At 68.7% G+C, this 19,272-nt stretch carries 17 protein-coding genes; 8 read left to right on the top strand and 9 right to left on the bottom strand.

Annotation, left to right across the window (positions count from 1 at the left end):
• Positions 1-3: 3 nt before the first annotated feature.
• The 6 genes from ACVWZ8_RS19315 (at position 4) to ACVWZ8_RS19290 (ending at position 6,736) form a co-directional block, all read left to right on the top strand.
• The gene (locus ACVWZ8_RS19315) at positions 4-840 is read left to right on the top strand and encodes a CIS tube protein (RefSeq protein ID WP_426977700.1); all 837 of its coding nucleotides are present in this window, start codon (positions 4-6) and stop codon (positions 838-840) included.
• A complete protein-coding gene (locus ACVWZ8_RS19310; RefSeq protein WP_456505519.1) occupies positions 827-2,650 on the top strand; it encodes a VgrG-related protein in 1,824 nt (607 codons plus the stop codon). Before ACVWZ8_RS19315 ends, ACVWZ8_RS19310 begins: the two co-directional genes overlap by 14 nt.
• A gap of 45 nt (positions 2,651-2,695) precedes the next feature.
• Positions 2,696-3,109, top strand: coding sequence for a GPW/gp25 family protein (locus ACVWZ8_RS19305; protein ID WP_426977704.1), 414 nt, complete (start codon positions 2,696-2,698; stop codon positions 3,107-3,109).
• Complete coding sequence (locus ACVWZ8_RS19300) at positions 3,109-5,058, top strand: putative baseplate assembly protein (RefSeq protein ID WP_456505518.1); 1,950 nt, start codon at positions 3,109-3,111, stop codon at positions 5,056-5,058. Before ACVWZ8_RS19305 ends, ACVWZ8_RS19300 begins: the two co-directional genes overlap by 1 nt.
• A 1-nt stretch (position 5,059) precedes the next feature.
• Positions 5,060-5,629, top strand: a complete 570-nt coding sequence (locus ACVWZ8_RS19295; RefSeq protein WP_426977707.1) for a phage tail protein I — start codon at positions 5,060-5,062, stop codon at positions 5,627-5,629.
• 468 nt (positions 5,630-6,097) lie between these two features.
• On the top strand, positions 6,098-6,736 hold the full coding sequence (locus tag ACVWZ8_RS19290; RefSeq protein ID WP_426977708.1) for an NADase-type glycan-binding domain-containing protein: 639 nt from the start codon (positions 6,098-6,100) through the stop codon (positions 6,734-6,736).
• Here the strand turns inward: ACVWZ8_RS19290 and ACVWZ8_RS19285 are convergent.
• Positions 6,660-9,722 (bottom strand): BTAD domain-containing putative transcriptional regulator, encoded by a 3,063-nt coding sequence (locus tag ACVWZ8_RS19285; RefSeq protein WP_456505517.1) that lies wholly within the window; start codon positions 9,720-9,722, stop codon positions 6,660-6,662. The two genes, ACVWZ8_RS19290 and ACVWZ8_RS19285, sit on opposite strands and share 77 nt — an antisense overlap.
• 146 nt (positions 9,723-9,868) lie before the next feature.
• Between ACVWZ8_RS19285 and ACVWZ8_RS19280 the strand changes: the two genes are divergently transcribed.
• Together ACVWZ8_RS19280 and ACVWZ8_RS19275 are read left to right on the top strand one after the other, a co-directional pair.
• A complete protein-coding gene (locus ACVWZ8_RS19280; RefSeq protein WP_456505516.1) occupies positions 9,869-10,030 on the top strand; it encodes a hypothetical protein in 162 nt (53 codons plus the stop codon).
• A 2-nt stretch (positions 10,031-10,032) separates the two neighbouring features.
• Positions 10,033-10,266: a glycine betaine ABC transporter substrate-binding protein gene (locus tag ACVWZ8_RS19275; protein ID WP_456505515.1), complete on the top strand. Its 234-nt coding sequence runs from the start codon at positions 10,033-10,035 to the stop codon at positions 10,264-10,266.
• Between the two features lie 213 nt (positions 10,267-10,479).
• Here the strand turns inward: ACVWZ8_RS19275 and ACVWZ8_RS19270 are convergent, their stop codons facing one another.
• From ACVWZ8_RS19270 to ACVWZ8_RS19235, 8 genes are all read right to left on the bottom strand, one after another.
• Positions 10,480-10,953 carry a DUF5134 domain-containing protein gene (locus ACVWZ8_RS19270; protein WP_456505982.1) on the bottom strand — a complete coding sequence of 158 codons (474 nt, stop codon included), beginning with the start codon at positions 10,951-10,953 and terminating at the stop codon, positions 10,480-10,482.
• Between the two features lie 213 nt (positions 10,954-11,166).
• On the bottom strand, positions 11,167-12,294 hold the full coding sequence (locus tag ACVWZ8_RS19265; protein ID WP_426977712.1) for an XdhC family protein: 1,128 nt from the start codon (positions 12,292-12,294) through the stop codon (positions 11,167-11,169).
• Complete coding sequence (locus ACVWZ8_RS19260) at positions 12,287-13,156, bottom strand: SRPBCC family protein (RefSeq protein WP_456505514.1); 870 nt, start codon at positions 13,154-13,156, stop codon at positions 12,287-12,289. The genes ACVWZ8_RS19265 and ACVWZ8_RS19260 overlap by 8 nt, the downstream gene beginning before the upstream one ends.
• Positions 13,156-14,406, bottom strand: a complete 1,251-nt coding sequence (locus ACVWZ8_RS19255) for a vWA domain-containing protein (RefSeq protein WP_456505513.1) — start codon at positions 14,404-14,406, stop codon at positions 13,156-13,158. Before ACVWZ8_RS19255 ends, ACVWZ8_RS19260 begins: the two co-directional genes overlap by 1 nt.
• Positions 14,399-15,322, bottom strand: coding sequence for an AAA family ATPase (locus tag ACVWZ8_RS19250; RefSeq protein WP_426977716.1), 924 nt, complete (start codon positions 15,320-15,322; stop codon positions 14,399-14,401). Before ACVWZ8_RS19250 ends, ACVWZ8_RS19255 begins: the two co-directional genes overlap by 8 nt.
• 57 nt (positions 15,323-15,379) lie before the next feature.
• Positions 15,380-16,318, bottom strand: a complete 939-nt coding sequence (locus ACVWZ8_RS19245) for an XdhC family protein (RefSeq protein ID WP_456505512.1) — start codon at positions 16,316-16,318, stop codon at positions 15,380-15,382.
• A gap of 1 nt (position 16,319) precedes the next feature.
• Complete coding sequence (locus ACVWZ8_RS19240; protein ID WP_456505511.1) at positions 16,320-18,713, bottom strand: aerobic carbon-monoxide dehydrogenase large subunit; 2,394 nt, start codon at positions 18,711-18,713, stop codon at positions 16,320-16,322.
• Positions 18,710-19,267: a (2Fe-2S)-binding protein gene (locus tag ACVWZ8_RS19235; protein ID WP_426977721.1), complete on the bottom strand. Its 558-nt coding sequence runs from the start codon at positions 19,265-19,267 to the stop codon at positions 18,710-18,712. The genes ACVWZ8_RS19240 and ACVWZ8_RS19235 overlap by 4 nt, the downstream gene beginning before the upstream one ends.
• Positions 19,268-19,272 lie beyond the last annotated feature (5 nt).

Below are 19,272 nucleotides of genomic sequence, written 5' to 3'. Positions count from 1 at the left end.
GATATGACCACGAACGCAGTGGCGGCCCGTCCGCCGAGCGCGGCCAGCGCGGCCGGCCCGGCGGCAGCCGCCGCCAGTGCCGGCGGCGAGGCGGCACTGAAACTGTCCCACGCGTACCTGGAATTGTACGAGCCGTCCAAGGACGGCTCCTTGGACAAGGCCGGACCGCAGCTGGGACGGATTGACTTCCAGTTCAACCCGAAGGAGCTGACCCTGGGCAAGACGGCTTCGTGGACCCGGCAGACCGCCAAGGCCAACAAGAAGGCGGGCCCGCCGCAATACAACGGCCCGATGCCGTCCAAACTCGCCCTGGAGATGTTCTTTGACGCATCCGGGAAGCAGGATGATGCCGTGGTCCAGCGGGTGGAAAAGTTGTTCTCCTGCTGCGCCCCCACCGCGGCGTCCCTGAAGCAGAACAAGGGCTCGCCGCCGTGGGTGCTGTTCCGGTGGGGGAAGCTGACGGGGTTCCTGGCCTATGTGGCCAGCGTGCAGGTCAAGTACACCCTGTTCACGGCCGCCGGAGTCCCGGTGCGCGCTACATGCACCGTCTCGCTTGAAGAGATAGCAGGGGATCCGCCGAAGCAGAACCCGACGTCCGGCGGCCTCGTGCCGCGGCGGGTGCACGTCGTTGTGGAAGGGGACACCCTTGCGGGAATCGCCTACAACGAATACGGCAACGCTTCCCTGTGGCGGGCGGTGGCGGCAGCGAACCGGATTGATGATCCGATGCGTCTGCGCTCCGGCACATCCGTGCTGTTGCCGGCAGTGAATGAGCTGCCATCCGTGGCACTGCAGGATGACCCGGCACGGGGCCGGGAGGTGATCCGTGGCTCACGGTGAAGAGTTCAGCAACATGCTGCTGGTGGAAGTCGCCGGACAGCCGCTTCCGCCGGACACCGCCGCACGGCTCGTGTCCGGCTACGTCGATGACAGCAGCAACGTTCCGGACCTGTTTGTGCTCCGCTTCAGCGATGAATATTCCTCCGTCCTGGACAAGGCAGGGATCAGCATCGGCGTGCCCGTCAAGCTGCTCGTCCAACAGAGCGGACCCGGAGGCCCGGAGCCGCTGCTGTCCGGCGAAGTCACCGCCCTCGAGACGGAGATGGACCACGACGGCCTGTATACGATCGTCCGCGGCCTGGATCATTCCCACCGCCTGTTCCGCGGGCGCCGGGTTGAAGCATATCTGCAGAGCACCGCGGCGGACATCGTCCGGAAGGTGGCCCAGCGCGCCGGAATCAAGGCCGGGACCATCGATGCGAAAGGCCCCGTGATGCAGCACGTGGCACAGGACGGCATCAGCGACTGGGACTTCCTGCACAGGCTGGCCATAGAAGCCGGCGTGGTCCTGTCCGTGTCCGGCGGCGCCCTGCACTTCACAGCCTCCACGGATGCGGCGACGGCACCGCCGGATGCCGGCGGGGCGAGAACCGAGCCCCTGGTGATCCAACGGGGCGTGAACCTCGTGTCCCTGCGGGGAACAGTCACCTCCGCTGACCAAGTGCCTGACGTCGAGGTCAGGGGCTGGGACGTCAATGCGAAGCGCGCCATTGTCGCCGTCGCACCGGCCAAGACGCGCAGCGCCAAGCTGTCCGAGGTGAATCCCGCGGCGCTTGCCAAGAAGTTTGACAGCCCGCGGTACATCGCGCCGGGAACGGCCTTTGACCAAGCGGCCCAATGCGAGGCCACCGCAGCTGCCCTCGCGTCCCGCCTGAGCGGGGCGTTTGCGGAGCTGGAGGGGGTGGCCCGCGGAAATCCCAAACTTCGGTCCGGTGCCGCCGTGTCGCTGAAAGGGGCCGGGAAGCCCTTTGACGGAAGCTACACGCTGAGCGCGTCCCGGCACGATTTCAGCCCGGACAGCGGCTACCTCACAACGTTTTCCGTGAGCCATGAATCCGAGCGGTCACTTTACGGAGTCGCAGCCGGCGCGAACGGCAGGGCCGCCGCCGTGCCCGGCGTTGTCAACGCCGTGGTGACTGCTGCGAAGGATCCGGAGAACCAGGGCAGGGTCAAGGTCAAGTTTCCGGTCCTGTCCGACAATTACGAAAGCTGGTGGGCGCGCACGGTCCAGGCGGGTGCAGGCGCCTCCCGTGGCGCCGTCGTACTCCCCGAGGTCGGGGACGAGGTCCTCGTCGCCTTCGGGCACGGCAGCTTCCAGCAGCCGTTCGTCCTGGGCGGCCTCTTCAATGGCAAGGACAAGCCCGACAAACCCTGGGCGGACCACATCGGTTCCACCGACGGCGCCGTGCAGCGGCGCGCGTTCGTCTCCCGTTCGGGCATGTTGGTTGAGTTCCTGGAATCGCCCGACGGCGAACAACTCACCGTCAGCACGCACGCCGGCAAGCAAAAGATCTCGCTCAGACAGAAACCGGACGCGGGAATCGAGATCCTTTCCGAAGGCCCCGTGAACATTACGGCCAAGAAGGATGTTTCGGTCACAACGCAGACGGGCGAGGTGGTCATCAAGGGCAAGAACGTGACAGTGGAAGCGGCCTCCGGCCTGGAGCTGAAGGGCGTCACCGTGAAGATCACGGGCAGCGGCTCAGCCGAAGTGAAGGCACCGAACGTCTTGGTGGCCGGAGACGCGACGGCTGAACTGTCCGGCGGAGCCACGACCACGGTCAAGGGCGGTCTGGTCCGCATCAACTGAGCCGGGAAGCAAAGGGCAGTCCACCGGGCGAGAGGAGGCAGTGACGTGGGTCAGGAGTTCATTGGTGCCGGCTGGGCGTTCCCGCTGCGCACCGACCGGACGGGCAGCATCGCGCTGGTTCACGATCAGCGAGAGATCGAGGAGAGCATCCACCTCATCCTGGCGACGTCTCCGGGCGAGCGGCCCATGCGGCCGGAATTCGGCTGCGCCGTCCACGACTATGTCTTCGCCCCTGCCGACGCGGCAACAGGAGGCGACATCGCCTACGCCGTCCGGGTGGCGCTCGACCGCTGGGAGCCCCGGATCGACGTCGAAAACGTGCTGGTCCATTTTGACGGGGCCGCCGATGGAATGCTGCTGATCGATGTGCAGTACACGATCAGGGGTACTAACGACCCCCGGAACCTCGTCTTCCCCTTCTACGTCATTCCGCGCAGCGGCGAGGAGGCTGCTTACTAATGCTCCCATCACCCAACCTCGATGACCGGCGGTTCCAGGACCTTGTGGACGACGCGAAACGCATGGTCGCGAACTATTGCCCGGAGTGGACCGACCACAACGTCTCCGATCCGGGCGTGACCCTCATCGAAACGTTCGCGTTCATGGTGGACCAGCTTTTCTACCGGCTGAACCGGGTACCGGACCGGCTGTACATCGCTTTCCTGGAGCTGCTCGGAGTGACCCTGCACCCGCCGACAGCCGCCTCCGTCGAGCTCCTGATGTGGTTGTCCGCTCCGCAGCCCGACGCCGTCTTCATTCCGCAGGGAACGGAGGCCTCGACGCGGCGCACGGAGGAGGAGGAGGCGGTGGTTTTCGCCACGACGAGGGAGCTGACAGTGCCGCCCCGCAGGCTGGCGCAAGTCATGACGCAGGCGGGCGGCGGAGCCCCGGTGCCGCATACCGAGTTCTTGCACGGGGACGGCGGCTTCGCCTGCTTCGGGACGCCGCCGGTGCCCGGGGACGCGCTGCTGCTCGGCTTGAACGATCAGGCACCCTCCTGCGCGGTGGCCCTGCGGTTCGAGTGCGAGGTCAGGGGAGTGGGAGTGAACCCCAGCAACCCACCGCTGGTGTGGGAGGCGTGGAACGGCGCCGGGTGGGCATCATGCGAGCTCGACTCCGACGGGACGGGCGGGTTGAACCGGCCCGGCGACGTCGTGATCCATGTGCCGCACACCCACACGGCCTCGCTTCTTGGAGGAGTCCGGGCGGGCTGGCTGCGATGCCGTGTGGTGGACCCGGTTGCCGGTTACCCGCCCTACAGCGCGTCCCCCACGGTGCACTTGGCGAGCGCCTTCACGATCGGCGGGTCCGTTCCGGCCGTCCACGCCGAAACGATATCCGGTGAGGTGATCGGAATGTCCGAGGGCGTCCCGGGGCAGTCGTTTGAATTGGGTCGCCGCCCCGTGGTGCCCGGCGGCGAGGACTTCGTGGTTGAGATCGCCGCCGGCTCCGGCTGGGATTCCTGGACCGAAGTGGACTCGTTCGCGGGATGCAGCCCGGACGACCGGGTCATCGCGATCGACCGCACAGCGGGCATCGTCCACTTCCCACCCGCAGTACGCGAGCCCGACGGGTCCCTGCACCACTACGGGGCCGTGCCGCCGGCCGGCAGCCCCGTCCGCGTTCCGCGGTACCGCACCGGCGGGGGGCCCAACGGAAACGTTGCAGCCCGGGCCCTGTCGGTGCTGCGGTCCAGCATTCCCTTCGTCAACAGCGTTGAGAACCGCCGCGCTGCCCACGGCGGGGTAGCTCCGGAGACCATTGAACAGGCCAAGGAGCGCGGGCCGCTGGCATTGCGAACCCGTGACCGCGCGATCACGGCCGAGGACTACGAACAGCTTGCGAAGCGCGCCGCGCCTGCCATTGCCCGGGTCCGCTGCATCCCGGCCGCGGGGCCCGATGAGGCTGGCGGGGTCAGGGTGCTGGTGGTTCCGGCGGCCGTCCCGGACAAAGAGCAGCGGCTGAAGTTCGAGGATCTGGTGCCGGATGACGTAACGCTCTCGGTGGTTGCGGAGTACCTTGACGCACGCCGTCCGGTGGGTGCCCGGGTCCTGGTTGAGCCGCCCTTCTACCGCGGCGTGACAGTCGTCGCCCAGCTCACCGCACGCCCCAGGACGTCGCGTGAGGCGCTGAAGCGCGATGCTCTGCGGGCGCTCTATAAGTACTTTGATCCGATCCGTGGCGGCCCGGACGGCGAAGGATGGCCGTTCGGCCGTCCCGTGCACGCCGGCGAGGTGCATGCGGTGCTGCAGAGGCTGGCCGGAACCGAGATCGTCGACGAGGTGCTGGTTTTCGCTGCCGATCCCATCACGGGACGGCGTGGTGAGCCGCTGCAGCGGGTCGAAGTGGAACGGAACGCACTGGTTTTTTCCTTTGACCACAGAGTCCGTGTGACGGAAGGGAGCTGAGATGCGCGGCATGGTGCCGGGGCTCAGCAGCGCGGTGCCCCTGGGCGTCCGGTTGCCGGCAGTCCTGCAGGAGGACGCGTTCCTCCAACGGTTCCTGCTGGCGTTCGACGACGCCCTCGCGCCGGTCTTCACGACGCTGGACGGGCTCGCCTCTTACCTTGACCCACGGTTGGCACCCGAGGATTTCCTGGACTGGCTGGCGGAGTGGGTGGGCGTGCGGCTGGACGAATCGTGGTCCGCCGCCCGGCGCCGTGACGTGGTTGCGCACGCGGCAACGATCCACCGGCGCCGCGGCACCGTCCCGGGACTGGCCGACGCCGTAAAGCTCGCCGTCGGCGGTGTCGTGGACGTCGAGGTTGCAGACAGCGGTGGTGCCGCATGGTCCTCGAGCCCGGGCGCGGAACTGCCGGGCCGGGCCGACGCGATGCTGCACATCCGCGTATCCGCCGCGGCGAGAGAGGACGTCGACCTCCGTCGCCTGGAGGGCATTATCAATTCCGTGAAGCCGGCCCACGTTCCCCACACCCTGGAGATAGTGCCCGGAGTTGCCCCTCGCGTTGATGATCCCTGAGGAGTCAAGGTGCTGATTTGTGGAGATTGCAGTGCCCGCAACAATGACGGCGAAAGCTTCTGCAGCAACTGTGGAGCGTATCTGGTCTGGCAGCGGCCAGCCGCCGCGGCGGAGGCAAAACGCCCGCCGCTGACGGCAGGCTCGGGCTCGGGAGCCAGCCCAGCCGTGACAACGGCACCCCTTCCCGTAATCCCTGGTCCGCCGGGGCTCGCGCCGGGTCCGCCGTCCGGTGTCCGGTCAGGTTCGGCGCCGGGCACGCCGTCCGGGGCTTCCACGGTCCGGCGCGGCGCCGGACCGGCCGAGGTCAGGCCCGGCCAGCCGGAAGTTCGGGCGCCGAGCCAGGTCCCGTTGCCCGATGAACGTCCGCCGCTTCCGGGAGAGCTGATCTGCGGCCGGTGCGGGGCCGGCAACAAGCGGGACCGGAGCTTCTGCCGGCGTTGCGCGGCCAGCCTCAAGGAGGCCGCCGCTGTGCCTGCGCCGCCATGGTGGCGGCGGTTGCTGAGCCGCCCCCAGCGGCAGGCGCTGCCGGCAGGAAGCCGGCCCAAGTGGCGGAAGCCATGGCGCTTCCCGGTGCGCTCGGTGTCGCTCCTCGCGGTTGTCGGGCTTTTTGGCGGCGCCGCCTACTTTGGCAGGGACGTGATCGCGGCGGGCGTGGCCCGCGTCCAGGATGAACTCGGAGATTCGGAAGAGCCGGCCCAGAGGATGACAGCGACGAGTAAGGCGATGAACCGGGGTCCGGAACTGGCCATAGACCATTTCTCCAACCGCTCGTGGGCTGCGGGAGCTCCGGGTAATGTCAGTGCTGCACTTGAGGCAGGCTTCGACAGGCCGTTCCGCCTGTCATACGTGGTCATCAGCGCCGGCGCGTCGAACGTGCGGGAAGTCTTCCTCAAGGAGCGGCGGCCGGTCAGGGTGGAGATCACCGCGATCCGCCCGGACGGGGGACAGGCTTCCCGGACCGTAGACCTCAAGGACGACTCCGCTCCCCAGAGCTTCTATATCGGGGCGGACCAGGCCTCCGCGGTGCGGTTTAAGATCCTGGACTCGACCGGTCCGGAGGGGGCACCCGTGTCCGTCGCCGAGGTCCAGTTCGCCGGCCGGCGGTAGCCGAGCCGTCCGGGACGGAAAGCCCGGCTGCGGCCGGTACGCCCAGGGAGTGCAGTATGAGGTGGTAGCGCCGTTGCGCGCGTTCCGCGGCCGCCGGATCCCCGAGGCGCCGGAAGGTCTCCACCAGGGTCCGCCAGGATTCGTCCCGCCAGGGATCAATCTCGACACTCCGGGTGGCGGCGGCGGCGGCATCGGCCGGGTTTCCCAGGACCAGCTCCAGGCTTGCCAGCGACGCCGCAGCTTCGGCTGCCCGCAGCCGGTACCTCTCACGGGTGTCGGTCACCCACTCCGCCGGACCGTCTTCCGGGAGCACCTCGCCGGTATACAGCTGGACGGCGCGGCGCAGCTCTTCGGCCGCGCCGAGGTGGTCTCCGGCCGACCGTGCCAGCGACGCATCATGCAGGGTCCGGTCGAAATCCGCCAGATCGAAGGCCGAGCCTTCGCCAAGCACCAGGGCGTAGGCCTCGCCCTGCCGGACGAGGAGCTGTTGGCCCTCGGGTTTGCCCGGAGGCTGGAGGGCTCCGCGCAGGCTGGACACGCTCACCTGCAGGGCATGCAGTGCCGAGGCAGTGTCCAGATCTGCCCACAATAACCCCGCCAGCCGTTCCCGGTGAACCGGGCGGCCAGCATTCAGGGAAAGAATCCGGAGTACAGTCCTGGCCTGGGGCCGCACTCTGGTCAGATCAACGCCAACACCGTCGCTGTGCAGTGCAAAACCACCGAAACAGCCCACCTTCAGCGATGGCGGCGGCGCACCGTCCGCTACCTCGACGGCGCGGCTAGCCGGTGCAAGGCCGGCAGCGTCAGCCGGGCCGGTCACTGACCGGCGCTTCGGGGCGTGCTGAGCGTCCGGGGCCTGGGGTTCCGCCGCGACCCACGTCCACGGCCGGCACACCAAACCCGCCGAGGTTCCGGTCTCTTGGGCCACCTGCATCAGTTCGCCATAGTGCACAGGCCATTGCAGGGCCATGGCCGCAAAAGCGATTGCAAGTGCTCCGGGAACTCCCGCCGCCCGCGCGAACGCCTCCGCTGACCGGGCCTCTTCGGCGGCTCCAGGCAAGTCCACAGCGGCACTCACGAGGGCCTGCGCGGAATGAGCCCACGCTTCCAGGGCACCTGCCTCGAGTCTGCGGAAGCGGACCGCCAATGCGCCGAACTCCCGGGCATCCGGGCGGCCCGCACGCAGCCGCACGAGGGCGGCGGAGGCTGCGACAAGTGCCGCTCCCCACTCGTCGCCCCGCTGCTCACAGCTGTCAATGATGGACCGAACGGACTCCTGACAGCCTGAGGTTCCGGGGAGGGCGGCCTGGACACCCTGGGCCAGGCGGGCCAGCCAGGTGAAACCGCGCCGTTCAGCCTGCCGCTGCACGGCGTCCAATTCCGCGGCCGCACCGTCAGGGTTGGACACCGAGGATTCCGGACCAAAAACAGCGAGTACAAGCTGGGCCGCGAGTGCAGCGGCCGGTTCCTCGTCCAGTAGCTCCGCACACCGCCGCAGCGCCGGCATGGAGGAGCGCTGATCTCCAGAAAGCAGACGCGACAAGCCATTGGCGAGGAATTCCCGGGGGCGGTGAGGATCGCCCATCGAGCGGGCGACGCCGGCGGGGTTCCCCTGGGTGGCCTCCCGAAGGCGGCCCGCCGGGCCCGGCCCCTGGGCGGCCGCGTCCCCGGCCCACACAGCCGCTTCCAGTTGAAGGTCTCTGGCCAATGCGAGCCACTCGGGATCGCTGGTCAGCGCGGGGACCCCGGCGGCGGTTCTGCAGGCGGCCGCGACGCATCCGTCATCGAGCAGTTGCCGCGACGCGGCCACGGCGCAACCGGCGTCATCCTGCAGCGCAGGCCCTGGAATCAGGGCAGCCCACCCGCAGGCACCCGGTTGCACGGCGTGCTTCCCCGCCCGTTCCAGAAGGCTCCGCACCTTGTCCCAGTCCTGGCCTTCGGCCAGCACCCCCAAGGCGGCGCCGAAGTCTCCCTCCTGTTCAAGGACAGTCGCTGTGCACTCACGGGTGCCACCGGCTCGGCTGTGCTGCGTGGCATCCAGCGTGCTAGCAAAGTAGTGTCGAAGCACCTCCGGGGCCCGCAGCGATGCGCCGTCCCCCTCACGCGAGATGACGCCGAGCTGTTCGAGGCGGTGCAGCAATTGCCGGCTGTCACGGCCCTCCAGGAGCGCGTCGCAGCGGGACGGTGTCAGTACGTCGAAAAGGCAGCTGCGGCGAAGCAGCAATTCCATGTCCTCGGAGGCTCCGGCGAGGACATGGTGCGTCAGGTAGTCCTGGACGTGGCGGGACGTCGGGCTGGGGGACTCAGCTGCCCGACGCCGTTCCACTGTGGAACGGCTTGTCGTCGCGAGGTGGAAGAGGTGCAGGGCCGCGGCCCAGCCGTCCGTCCTGGACGTCAGATTCAAAGTGCCGGCGGGACTCAGGGGCTGCCTATATGTGTTCCGGAAGAGCTGATCAACCTCATTCGCGCGAAAACGCAGGTCGTCACCGCCCACGGTAACGGCAGCAGGCAGCTCGGACCTGGCCAGATTAAAGTGCGGGGGGCGGCGGCTGCCCACGAGGAAATGCAGCTGCGGTGAATTGAGTGCAAGAAGACGCTCGAGTTCGGACTCCGCACACGAATGCGCCATCGCATGCAGGTCATCCACGACAAAAACGAACGGCTTTTCAAGCCGCCCCGCCAGGCTCTCCAGCTCGGCGAAGGAGCGGGGGGATTCCTGGTCGGCAGCCGTGCCGAGCGCCGCGGCAAAGCTGGTGAGCATTCGGCCGGGCTTTGCGTCCCCCGGAACGGACCGGTACCAGGCCACGGCGGTGGACCGTTGGGCCGCCCATTGCGCCAGGAGAGTCGTTTTGCCGGTCCCGGGCGGTGCGACTACGAGGCCAAGCCGCGCGTTGGAAGTGCCGTCAGAGCGGGGGATCAGGCGGGGCCGAAGGAGGCCTTTGACTTCCGGACCCCTCAGGGAATTCCCATGCCGTGTGGCTGCCATACCGTCCTGCTTCCCCCGGAAGGATTGCGTCCCAGCCTGGCTTAAAGTGTAGGGCTCATTCGTGCAGCGAATCGAGCATTTGCCGGCCTTCTTCCAAAAATCGACGGACTCTTGGTCACAACTCCAGACCAGACGGCTTCGGCCCGATGCTCAAGCACTACGGCCTGGACCGGGGTTCCGATTCCGGGGTGCCGGAGCGCAACATCGGCCTGTACGACGTCGGGGCCGTCTACAGTGCCACGGACAACGGTGTGTGTACCCTCGGCGAGGTTTTCGCCACGGACGGCCGGATCGACGCGTTGGCCTGACGGTGCTCACCGATGACAAGAAGTTCTTCCCCGCCTACAACGTGGCGCCGGTGTTCTATTCCAGGACCCTGGCTGCCCACCCGGAGCTTGAAGGGATTTTCGCGCAAATTTCTCCGCTGCTGACGGATACGACGATGCGCGGACTCAACTTGAAGGTCGACGTCGACGGCAAGGAGCCCGCGGATGTCGCCTTCGAATGGATGAAGGAACAAGGGTTCCTCACTGGGGCGCCATAGGCCGGGATCATTGCCGCGGGAACGTCACGTATCGGCCGTCTTCAGAGCCTGCACCTCATCCCTCAGGCAGTCTCCACCCCGCAGACACCGCTGGGTCCGTTCCGTGAGTAGGCACCGGAGCGGGCCCCGGTGAGTGCCCTGGCAAGGGCCTCGAGGGACACATCCTGCAACACGCCAATCAATCACGCGAAGTTGAAGTACCGCTCCGTAGTGTCACACCGCGAGCGCCGCGAACATGACTGCCATCGATGCCGCGCCTACGAGTTCCAGGACTGCGTCGCCGCGGCCCCGGTTGGTGTGGGGGCGGAGCCGCCGGACCAGGAGCAAGCCCCACACGGCTCCGGCCACCCCGAAGGCAACCGCCAGGACGAGGGCGGGCCGGGTGCTCCAGTCCGGCAGGGAGTCCGGCAAGGAGTCCGGCCAGGACCGGGGCAGCAGCAGCCCCGCAGCGGGCCCGCCGTGGTGCGCCGTCTGGCCCGGAAGCCCCGCGGCCCCCAGACCGGCCAGCGCGCCGTGGTTCCCGCGGACGTCCATCGCCGCCAGCATGTACGCCATGGCGGCCATCGTCAGCGCGTTGTAGAGCAAACTACCGAGGCCGTCTCGTCCCGGAAGTCGACCGTTCCCCGGCCCTGTGAATGGCACAGGCAGCCGGGAGACGGCGCGGAGGACGAACCACCACGCGGCCAGGCCGAAGAAGAAGATCTGGGGGAGTGCGGGCCACTGGAGCCCGGGGGAAGCATCAGCACCATGGCCGTCATCATGGCGGCGTGGAGTCCGAAACCGACCCGGGTGGCCGCTGGCGACTTGCGGCTGGCGCGGAACGCCGCGTACAGCGACGCTGCCAGCAGCAGTGCCGTCAGCCCCCAGCGCAGGAAATCGTTCTCGATCAACGGTGCCCTGTCAATGCTGCTCGTCGTGGTGGATCCGCTCGTCGAGCCGGTGGAGCGGCTCCCCGCTGCCGCTCCACTGCTTCGCGATAATCTCGGCGGCGATGGACACTGCAGTCTCCTCCGGTGTGCGGGCACCCAGATCCAGCCCCACCGGGCTGTGCAGCCGCGCCAGCTCTTCCTCGCCCAGGCCCGCCTCGCGCAGCCGGGCGATCCGGTCAGCGTGGGTCCGACGGGAACCCATGGCTCCGATGAAGGCAACGGGGCTTCCGCGCAGGGCTACCTCCAGCAGTGGTATATCGAATTTCGGGTCATGCGTGAGGACACAGATGACCGTCCGCTGGTCCACCAGACCCTTCTCCAGCTGCTCGGCCAGATAGCGGTGCGGCCACGCGTTGACGACTTCGGCCGCATCGGGGAACCGGGCGGGGGTGGCGAAGATGGCCCGGGCATCGCACACGGTGACTCGGTAGCCCAGGAAGGCTCCCAGCCGAGCCAGTGCCGAGGCGAAGTCGATCGCCCCGAAAACCAGCATCCGCGGCGGCGGGGCGTAGCTTGAGAAGAACACCCGCATGCCGGAGTCAAGCCGTTCGCCGTCGGGGCCGTAGGTCAGGATGCCGGAGCGGCCGGCGGCGAGCAGGCCTTGGGTGTCATCGCCGACGGCGTGATTGGCCCGCTCGGACCCAAGGTCGCCCTCGAACCCCCTGGGCCGCACGATCAGGTGCCGTCCCAGCCGGCTGCTGTCCGGGTGCTCGATGACGGTGGCGACCCCCACCCGGCGCTCGGCGGCGATGTCCCGCCCGACGGCGTCGAGCTCGGCGAAGCTCTGCCGTGAAACCGGCTCGACGAAAATGTCGATGATTCCGCCGCAGGTCAGGCCCACAGCGTAGGCGTCGTCGTCGCTGATCCCGTAGCGCACCAGGACCGGCGTGCCGTCCTCCCTGACCTGCGTGGCCAGCTCATAGACGGCGCCCTCGACGCAACCTCCGGAGACGGAGCCGACGGCCTCCCCCTCGGCTGTGACCAGCATGGACGCGCCCGGGAGCCGCGGGGCCGACTTGAAGGTGCTCACGACGGTGGCCAGACCGGCGATACGGCCCTTCTGCCAGCCCGGCATCATGGCTGCCAGCACATCACGCACGGAACTCCCTCAGCCTCCCGTACATCCGGATCATCCGGAACGCTGACCGCCGGCCGGCCCAGTAGGCGATACAAGCCACGACGGCCAGCAGCGCCAGGACCTTCCCGGGGCTGGCGAGCTGGTCCGCCACCACGCCTTTCGCGAGGCTCAGAGCGTCCAGGCTGCCGGTCCCGGGTGCGATTGGCGCCGCTGCTGCGGGTGCGGCTGGTGTGGGCGGATTGGGTGCGGTGGGCGCGGCTGCTGCGGGTGCGGAGGCAGCGGCCATGGCGCTCGACGGCAGGCCCGGAAGCTCCGAGGACTGTGCCGGGGCCGCCGGGGCAGCGACTTGGCCGGCGGCGGATTCGGCGGCGGCTTCAGCCGCGGGGACTGGGCCCGGCACCTTGGTTCCGGCGGCGGACGCCTGCGCCGTCACAGGCTCGGCGAGCATGGCTTGCAGATTGCTGGCGAAGAGGCGCATCATCTGCTCCGTGACGCTGCCGATCACCGCCTTGCCCATCGCGGCCGCCTTGCCCGAGAGCGCCAGGTCGGCGTCAACGGTGCCCCGAGTAGTGCCGCCGGGCACTTCGGTCAGGATCATGGTCACGGTGGCCTCGGCGGTGCCCTGCCCCCGGATCTCCTGCGCCTTTCCGCCAAGAACGGCGCGGTGCTCGGCCGCATTGCGCTCGACGACGTTCAGCAGACCCTTGTACTGCATGTTCACCGGCCCCAACTTGACCGTCATGCCGACCTGATAGGCGTCGTCAGAGAGTTTGTTCAGGATCTTGGCCCCGGGCAGGCAGCCCGCGACCCGTTCGAAATCCATCAGGGTGTCCCAGACCTCGTCGATGGGTGCGACCACCGAGAATGTGCTGTCGATCTGCATTAGCTCGTCCTTCTCTCGAGTGATGACCGGCCGTCGCCGCGGATGGCAGCCGCCATCTCTGCCAAAGCCGTGAAGCTGTGTCCGCTGACGAAGGCATCGCAGTACGGCAGGGCAGCCGCCATTCCGCCCGCCAGCGGCCGGTAGCCGGGGGCCGCCTTCCGGGGATTGACCCACACCATCCGGTAAGCCAGCCTACGCAGCCTCGCCATCTGGGCTGCGACCTGAGCGGGATCCTCCTGGGCCCAGCCGTCCGAGAAGATCACCACGACGGCGCCGCGGGCCAGCCCGCGGCGGCCGTGTTCGTCGACGAACCGGCGGAGGCTATCGGCGATCCTGGTGCCCCCGGCCCAATCGGGCGCCGTGGCGGCGGCCCGGGCCAGCGCCACGTCGGGATCGCGCAGCGATAGCTGCCGCGTCAGCCGAGTCAGGCGTGTGGAGAACACGAACGCCTCGGCCCCGGCAGAGGCCACCGCCCCCTGCAGCAGCGACACGAAGACCCGCGCATAGGGTTCCATCGAGCCGGAGACGTCGCACAGCAGCACCAGTTTGCGCCGCTGTTCACGCCGCCGGGCGTACAGCAGCCGGGTGGTGTCGGAGCCGGAACGCCGGGCCGCGCGGACCGTGGCGCGCACGTCCAGCCGGGCGCTGCTGTGGGCGGATTTTCGGGTGCGGCGGCTCAGGCGCGACGGAGTTGCGAGCAGCATCCGGAATGCCAACCGCCGGATGTCCTGGACTTCCTCGGAGGACAGCTCGGCGAAGGACATCCCGTGCAGGTGTTCCTCGGTTGAGGCCATGGCCAGGACGGCTTCATGGGCGGCCGCGTCGTGGTCCCCGGAACTGGTGGGCGCGGCCGAGGCTACGGCGGAACGGGGCTGCTTACGGGGCGGCGCACTCCGGGTAGACCGGTTGTCGGCCGCGGCGGGTCGGGTGCGGGCTTCTTCCGGGCCGGCCGACGGCGGGCTTCCTGGCCCACGCGGGCCGGCAAGCCGCGCGGCGGGGTCGAAGTCGCTGCGGAACACGGTGGTGAAGACGGCGTCGAAGACCGGGAGCTGTTCGCGCGCGGTCACCAGCACCACCCGGGACGTCCAGTAGAGCCTTTCGACGTCGTCTGGCGGTACCAGCCGGAGGGCTTCGGCCAGCCGGACCGCCCGGTCCGGGGAGCAGGAGAGACCGGCCCGGCGCAGGGCGGTGACGAAGGCAGCGGACAGGGCGGCCGCCTCCACCGTCGGGAGAGTGATGGCCTCAACCATCGGTGCCGTCCACGAGCCAAGCCGCCCCGCGGGCGCCGACCAACTCCAGGTCGTCACGGTTCTTGACGATCGAGCCCCAGGTCTGTTCCGCCGTCGCGGCGTCGATGCGTTCGATGCCCAGCACGGCGAGGGCGGACACCCAGTCGATGGCCTCCGAGATCCCCGGAGGCTTGGCAAGATCCAGGCTGCGCAGCTTCGTGATGACGGCTGCCGCCTGCAGCGCCAGCGGGCCGCTGCTCGCCGGCACCCGGCGGCGCACGATTTCCGCGATCCGGTCCGGTCCCGGGTAGTCGATCCAGTGGTAGAGGCAGCGGCGCGTGAGGGCATCGTGCAGGTCCCTGGTCCGGTTTGAGGTCAGGATCACGATCGGGGGATGGGTGGCCCGTATGGTGCCGAGCTCCGGGATGGTGACCGCGGCCTCGGCGAGCAGCTCAAAGGTGAACGCCTCGAATTCGGCGTCGGCGCGGTCGATCTCGTCCAGCAGCAGCACCGCCGGGCGCGGGCCGGGATGCTCGATCGCCTGCAGCAGGGGGCGCCGCAGCAGGTACTCCGGGCTGAAGAGGTCGGCTTCTGTGACGGAGGCGTCCCGCACCTCGGCCAGGCGGATCCCGAGGAGCTGCCGCTGGTGGTTCCACTCGTAGAGGGCCTCGCCGGCGTCGATCCCCTCGTAGCACTGCAGCCGGTACAGCGGCGTGTCCAGCAGCTCCGCCAGGGCCTTCGCCGCCTCCGTCTTGCCCACCCCGGCCTCACCCTCCAGCAGGATCGGCTGCGGCAGCCGGACGGCGAGGAACAGCGCCGTGGCCAGGCCGACATCGGCCAGGTAATCGCCCCGGTCCAGCGCCGCCATCAGCGACGGGACATCGGGCACCCTGCGCTGCACGTCTTCCTCCGCGCCGGTTCGCGCCGCCGTGTTCACCGGGAGCCTCCGGCTGCCAGGATCAGCCCGGCGGTCCTGCGGTGAGTGGGGGAGGGCTCAGGTAGTAAGGGCATAGCGCTCCGGATCCTTGCGGAAGGCGGCACGGCAGCCGGGTGAGCAGAAGTACACGGTGACGCCGTTGTGTTCAAGATGCAATGACGTCTCCACCGCTGCGACGGTCATGCCACAGACCGGATCGATCGCGGTTCCCGGGGCCGCGTCCGGCATCCCTGCGGGCGTGGCAGCGGGTGCGACGGGCGGCGGGTGATGCCGGGCCCTGGACCGTTCCTGGATGAGCTGGGCGAGAATCGACAGGGCGATCTCGCCAGGGGAGCGGGCCCCTAGCTGCAGCCCGGCCGGCGTGAAGACCCGCGCGCGCTGCTCTGCGTTGATCTCGAGGGAGTCCAGCACGGCGGCGCCCCGCGTCTCGCTGGCCACCAGCGCGACGTAGGGCACGCCGGCGCGCAGGGCCGCCTCGAGGGCTACTTCCTCCGCCTTGCCGTGCGAGGCCACGATCAGCGCCGCGTCGTCTGCCCGGGGTTCCGCGGACTCCCCGTCCGTGAGCTCCATGGCCAGGCCGACGCCGGAGCCGAGCGTCGCGAGGGCCTGGGCTACCGGCGTCGTGCCCACCACCAGGACCCGGGGCTCCGGGATGCGCGGCTGCAGGAAGATCTCGATGGCGCCGCCGCTGAGGCAGAGGTTGGAGACCTCGACGGCGCCCTCTTCAGCGCTGCGCGACGGCTCGCTGGGGAGCACGCGCAGCAGCAGAGGCTCCCCGGACGCCAGGACCTGAAGGCCGTACTCCCGTACCGAGGACTCGACGCAGTTTCCGCCCACGAAGCCCTGGATTTCACCGGTGGGCAGTACCAGCGCGGTGTCCCCGGCGTGGGCGCTGGTAGGCCGCTGGGCGCGTACCACCGTGGCGTGGACGAACGGCTCACGGCGGGAGGCGAGATCATTCGCCCGGGCCGTAAGGGACTCCGCGGCCGTGGTCATGTCAGATCGGTGGCCTTGCGCGGCCCTGCATCGCGGCCCAGACCCGGGCCGGCGTGCACGGCATGTCCATGTGCACCACCCCGTAAGGCGCGAGGGCATCGACGACGGCGTTCACGATCGCCGGCGGCGAGCCGACTGTGGCGGACTCTCCGATGCCTTTCGCGCCGATCGGGTGGTGCGGGGACGGGGTGACGGTGAAACCGGTCTCCCAGTCCGGCACTTCCATGGCAGTGGGGATCAGGTAGTCCATGAAGGACCCGCCGAGGCAGTTGCCGTCGGCGTCGAACTCGATGATCTCCATCAGCGCCATCCCGACGCCGTCGGTCAGTCCGCCGTGCACCTGGCCTTCGATGATCATCGGGTTGATCCGGGTGCCGCAGTCGTCCACCGCGATGAAGCGGCGCACCTTGACGTGGCCGGTGCCCGGATCGACGTCGACGACGCAGATGTAGGCGCCGAACGGGAACGTCAGGTTCGGGGGATCGTAGGTGACCTCGGCGTCGAGGTTGCCGTCAACGCCCGCCGGCAGGGCCACTGTGCCGTGCGCGCCCATGGCAATTTCGGCGATGGTCTTTCCGGCGCTGGGATCGCCCTTCACGAACCAGCGCCCTTTCTCCCATTCCAGGTCTTCCGGCCGGGTTTCCAGCATGGCGGCGGCGACGAGCTTCGCCTTCTCGCGCACCTTTCGGGCCACGAGGGCGACGGCGCCGCCGCTGACCGGCGTCGAGCGGCTGCCGTAAGTGCCCAGCCCGAACGGTGTCTGGTCCGTGTCGCCGTGGACCACATCGATGTCTTCCGGCGGGATGCCGAGTTCCTCGGCGACGATCTGCGCGAAGGTCGTCTCGTGGCCCTGGCCCTGGCTCTGCACCGAGATCCGGACCACGGCCTTGCCGGTGGGGTGGACGCGCAGTTCCGCGCCGTCCGCCATGCCCAGGCCCACGATGTCGAAGTGCTTGCGGGGTCCGGCGCCCACCGTTTCGGTGAAGAAGGAGACCCCAATCCCCATCAGCTCACCGCGCTCGCGTTTCTCCTTCTGCTCGCGCCGGAGCTCGTCGTAGCCGGCCATCTGCATGGACAGCCGCATGGCGGGTTCGTAGTTGCCGGAGTCATAGACCCAGCCGGTCTTGTTGGCATACGGGAACTGTTCCGGCTTGATGAAGTTCTTCAGCCGCAGCTCGGCCGGATCCATTTCCAGCTTACGGGCCAGGATGTCCACCATCCGTTCGACCAGGTAGACCGCCTCCGTGACGCGGAAAGAACACGCGTAGGCGACACCGCCCGGCGCCTTGTTCGTGTAGACGCCGGTGACACTGCAGTACGCGGCCTTGAGGTCGTAGCTGCCGGTGAAGATGGAGAAGAAGCCGGCCGGGGTCTTGGTGGGCTGGGCGGTGGCGTTGAACGCGCCGTGGTCCGCGAGCACATTGGTCCGAACGGCGAGGATCTTGCCGTCCTTGGTGGCCGCGATCTCGCCCTGCATGATGTAGTCACGGGCGAAGGAGGTGGACATCAGGTTCTCGGAGCGGTCCTCCACCCACTTCACCGGCCGGCCGGTGACGATCGAGCCGACCACGGCCAGGACGTACCCGGGGTAGATGCCCACCTTGTTGCCGAAGCCACCGCCGATGTCCGGGGACACCACCCGGATCTTGTGCTCGGGAATCCCGGCGACGATCGCGAAGAGGGTGCGGTGGGCGTGAGGGGCCTGGGTTGTCTCGTAGAGGGTCAGCTTCCCGTTGACGGCGTCGAAGTCCGCGACGGCGCCGCAGGTTTCCATAGGGGCCGGGTGCACCCGCGGGTAGACGATCTCCTGCGACACGACGACGTCGGCGGAGGCGAACACCGCCTCGGTCTCCGCCCTGTCGCCGATTTCCCAGTCGAAGATCCGGTTGTCCTTCCGGCCCTCAATGTCGTCACGGATCACGGGGGCGTCCGCATCGAGGGCCTTGCGGGCGTCAATGACCGGGGGGAGGACGTCGTATTCAACTTCGATGAGTTCCAGTGCGTCCCGGGCCGCGTAGCGGTCCTCGGCCACGACGAACGCGACCTCCTGCCCCTGGAAGCGGACCTTGTCGGTCACCAGTACGGCCTGGACGTCCGCGGAGAGCGTCGGGGCCCAGGCCAGCTTGAGTCCCAGGAGATCCTTTCCGGTGATGACGGCCAAGACCTTGGGATGGGCCAGGGCATTGGTGGTGTCGATGGAGACCAGCCGGGCGTGCGCTACCGGGGCGCGCAGAATGGCGCCGTGGAGCATTCCGGGCAGGACGATGTCGTCGAGGTAGTGGCCCTTGCCGCGCACGAAGCGTGGATCTTCCTTGCGCTGGATACGGCCAAAGCCGATGGGGCGGTCCTCATCGCCGGCCGCGGGGTTGCCGGGCCGCTCGTGGATGACGGTCATGCCTTCACCTCCGTGTCCTCTAGCTCCGTCGCACTTTCCGGGACTGCTGTGTCCGTGCCGTCGACTTCGTCTGCTGCGGCGTCGCTGTCGGCGCCTGCCGGGTGGGCCGCGGCCCACTGCACTGAACGGACGATCGTGGCGTAACCGGTGCACCGGCAGATTTGGCCCGAAATGGCCTGCCGGATCTCGGTGGGGTCCGGATGCGGATTCTTGTCCAGCAGGGCACGGGCGGTGAGCATCATGCCGGGGGTGCAGAAGCCGCACTGCAGCCCGTGCTCCTCCATGAAGCCCTGCTGGACGGGGTCCAGGGTTCCGCCGCTCGCGAGCCCCTCGACGGTGCGGATGTCGTGCCCGGCGGCCATGGCGGCCAGGACGGTGCAGGATTTCACGGGCTGCCCGTCCATGAGGACCACGCAGGTCCCGCAGTTGCTGGTGTCGCAGCCCCAATGCGTGCCGGTCAGGCCGAGGACCTCGCGGATGTAGTGGACAAGGAGCACCCGGGGTTCAATGTCGCTCGTGACTTCGCTGCCGTTCACGGTCATGCTGATCTGCATCCGCT

The sequence above is a fragment of the Arthrobacter sp. UYCu723 genome, from assembly GCF_054059215.1.
The sequence above is the reverse complement of the archived record's forward strand: the minus strand, read 5'-3'. Positions and strand labels throughout refer to the sequence as shown.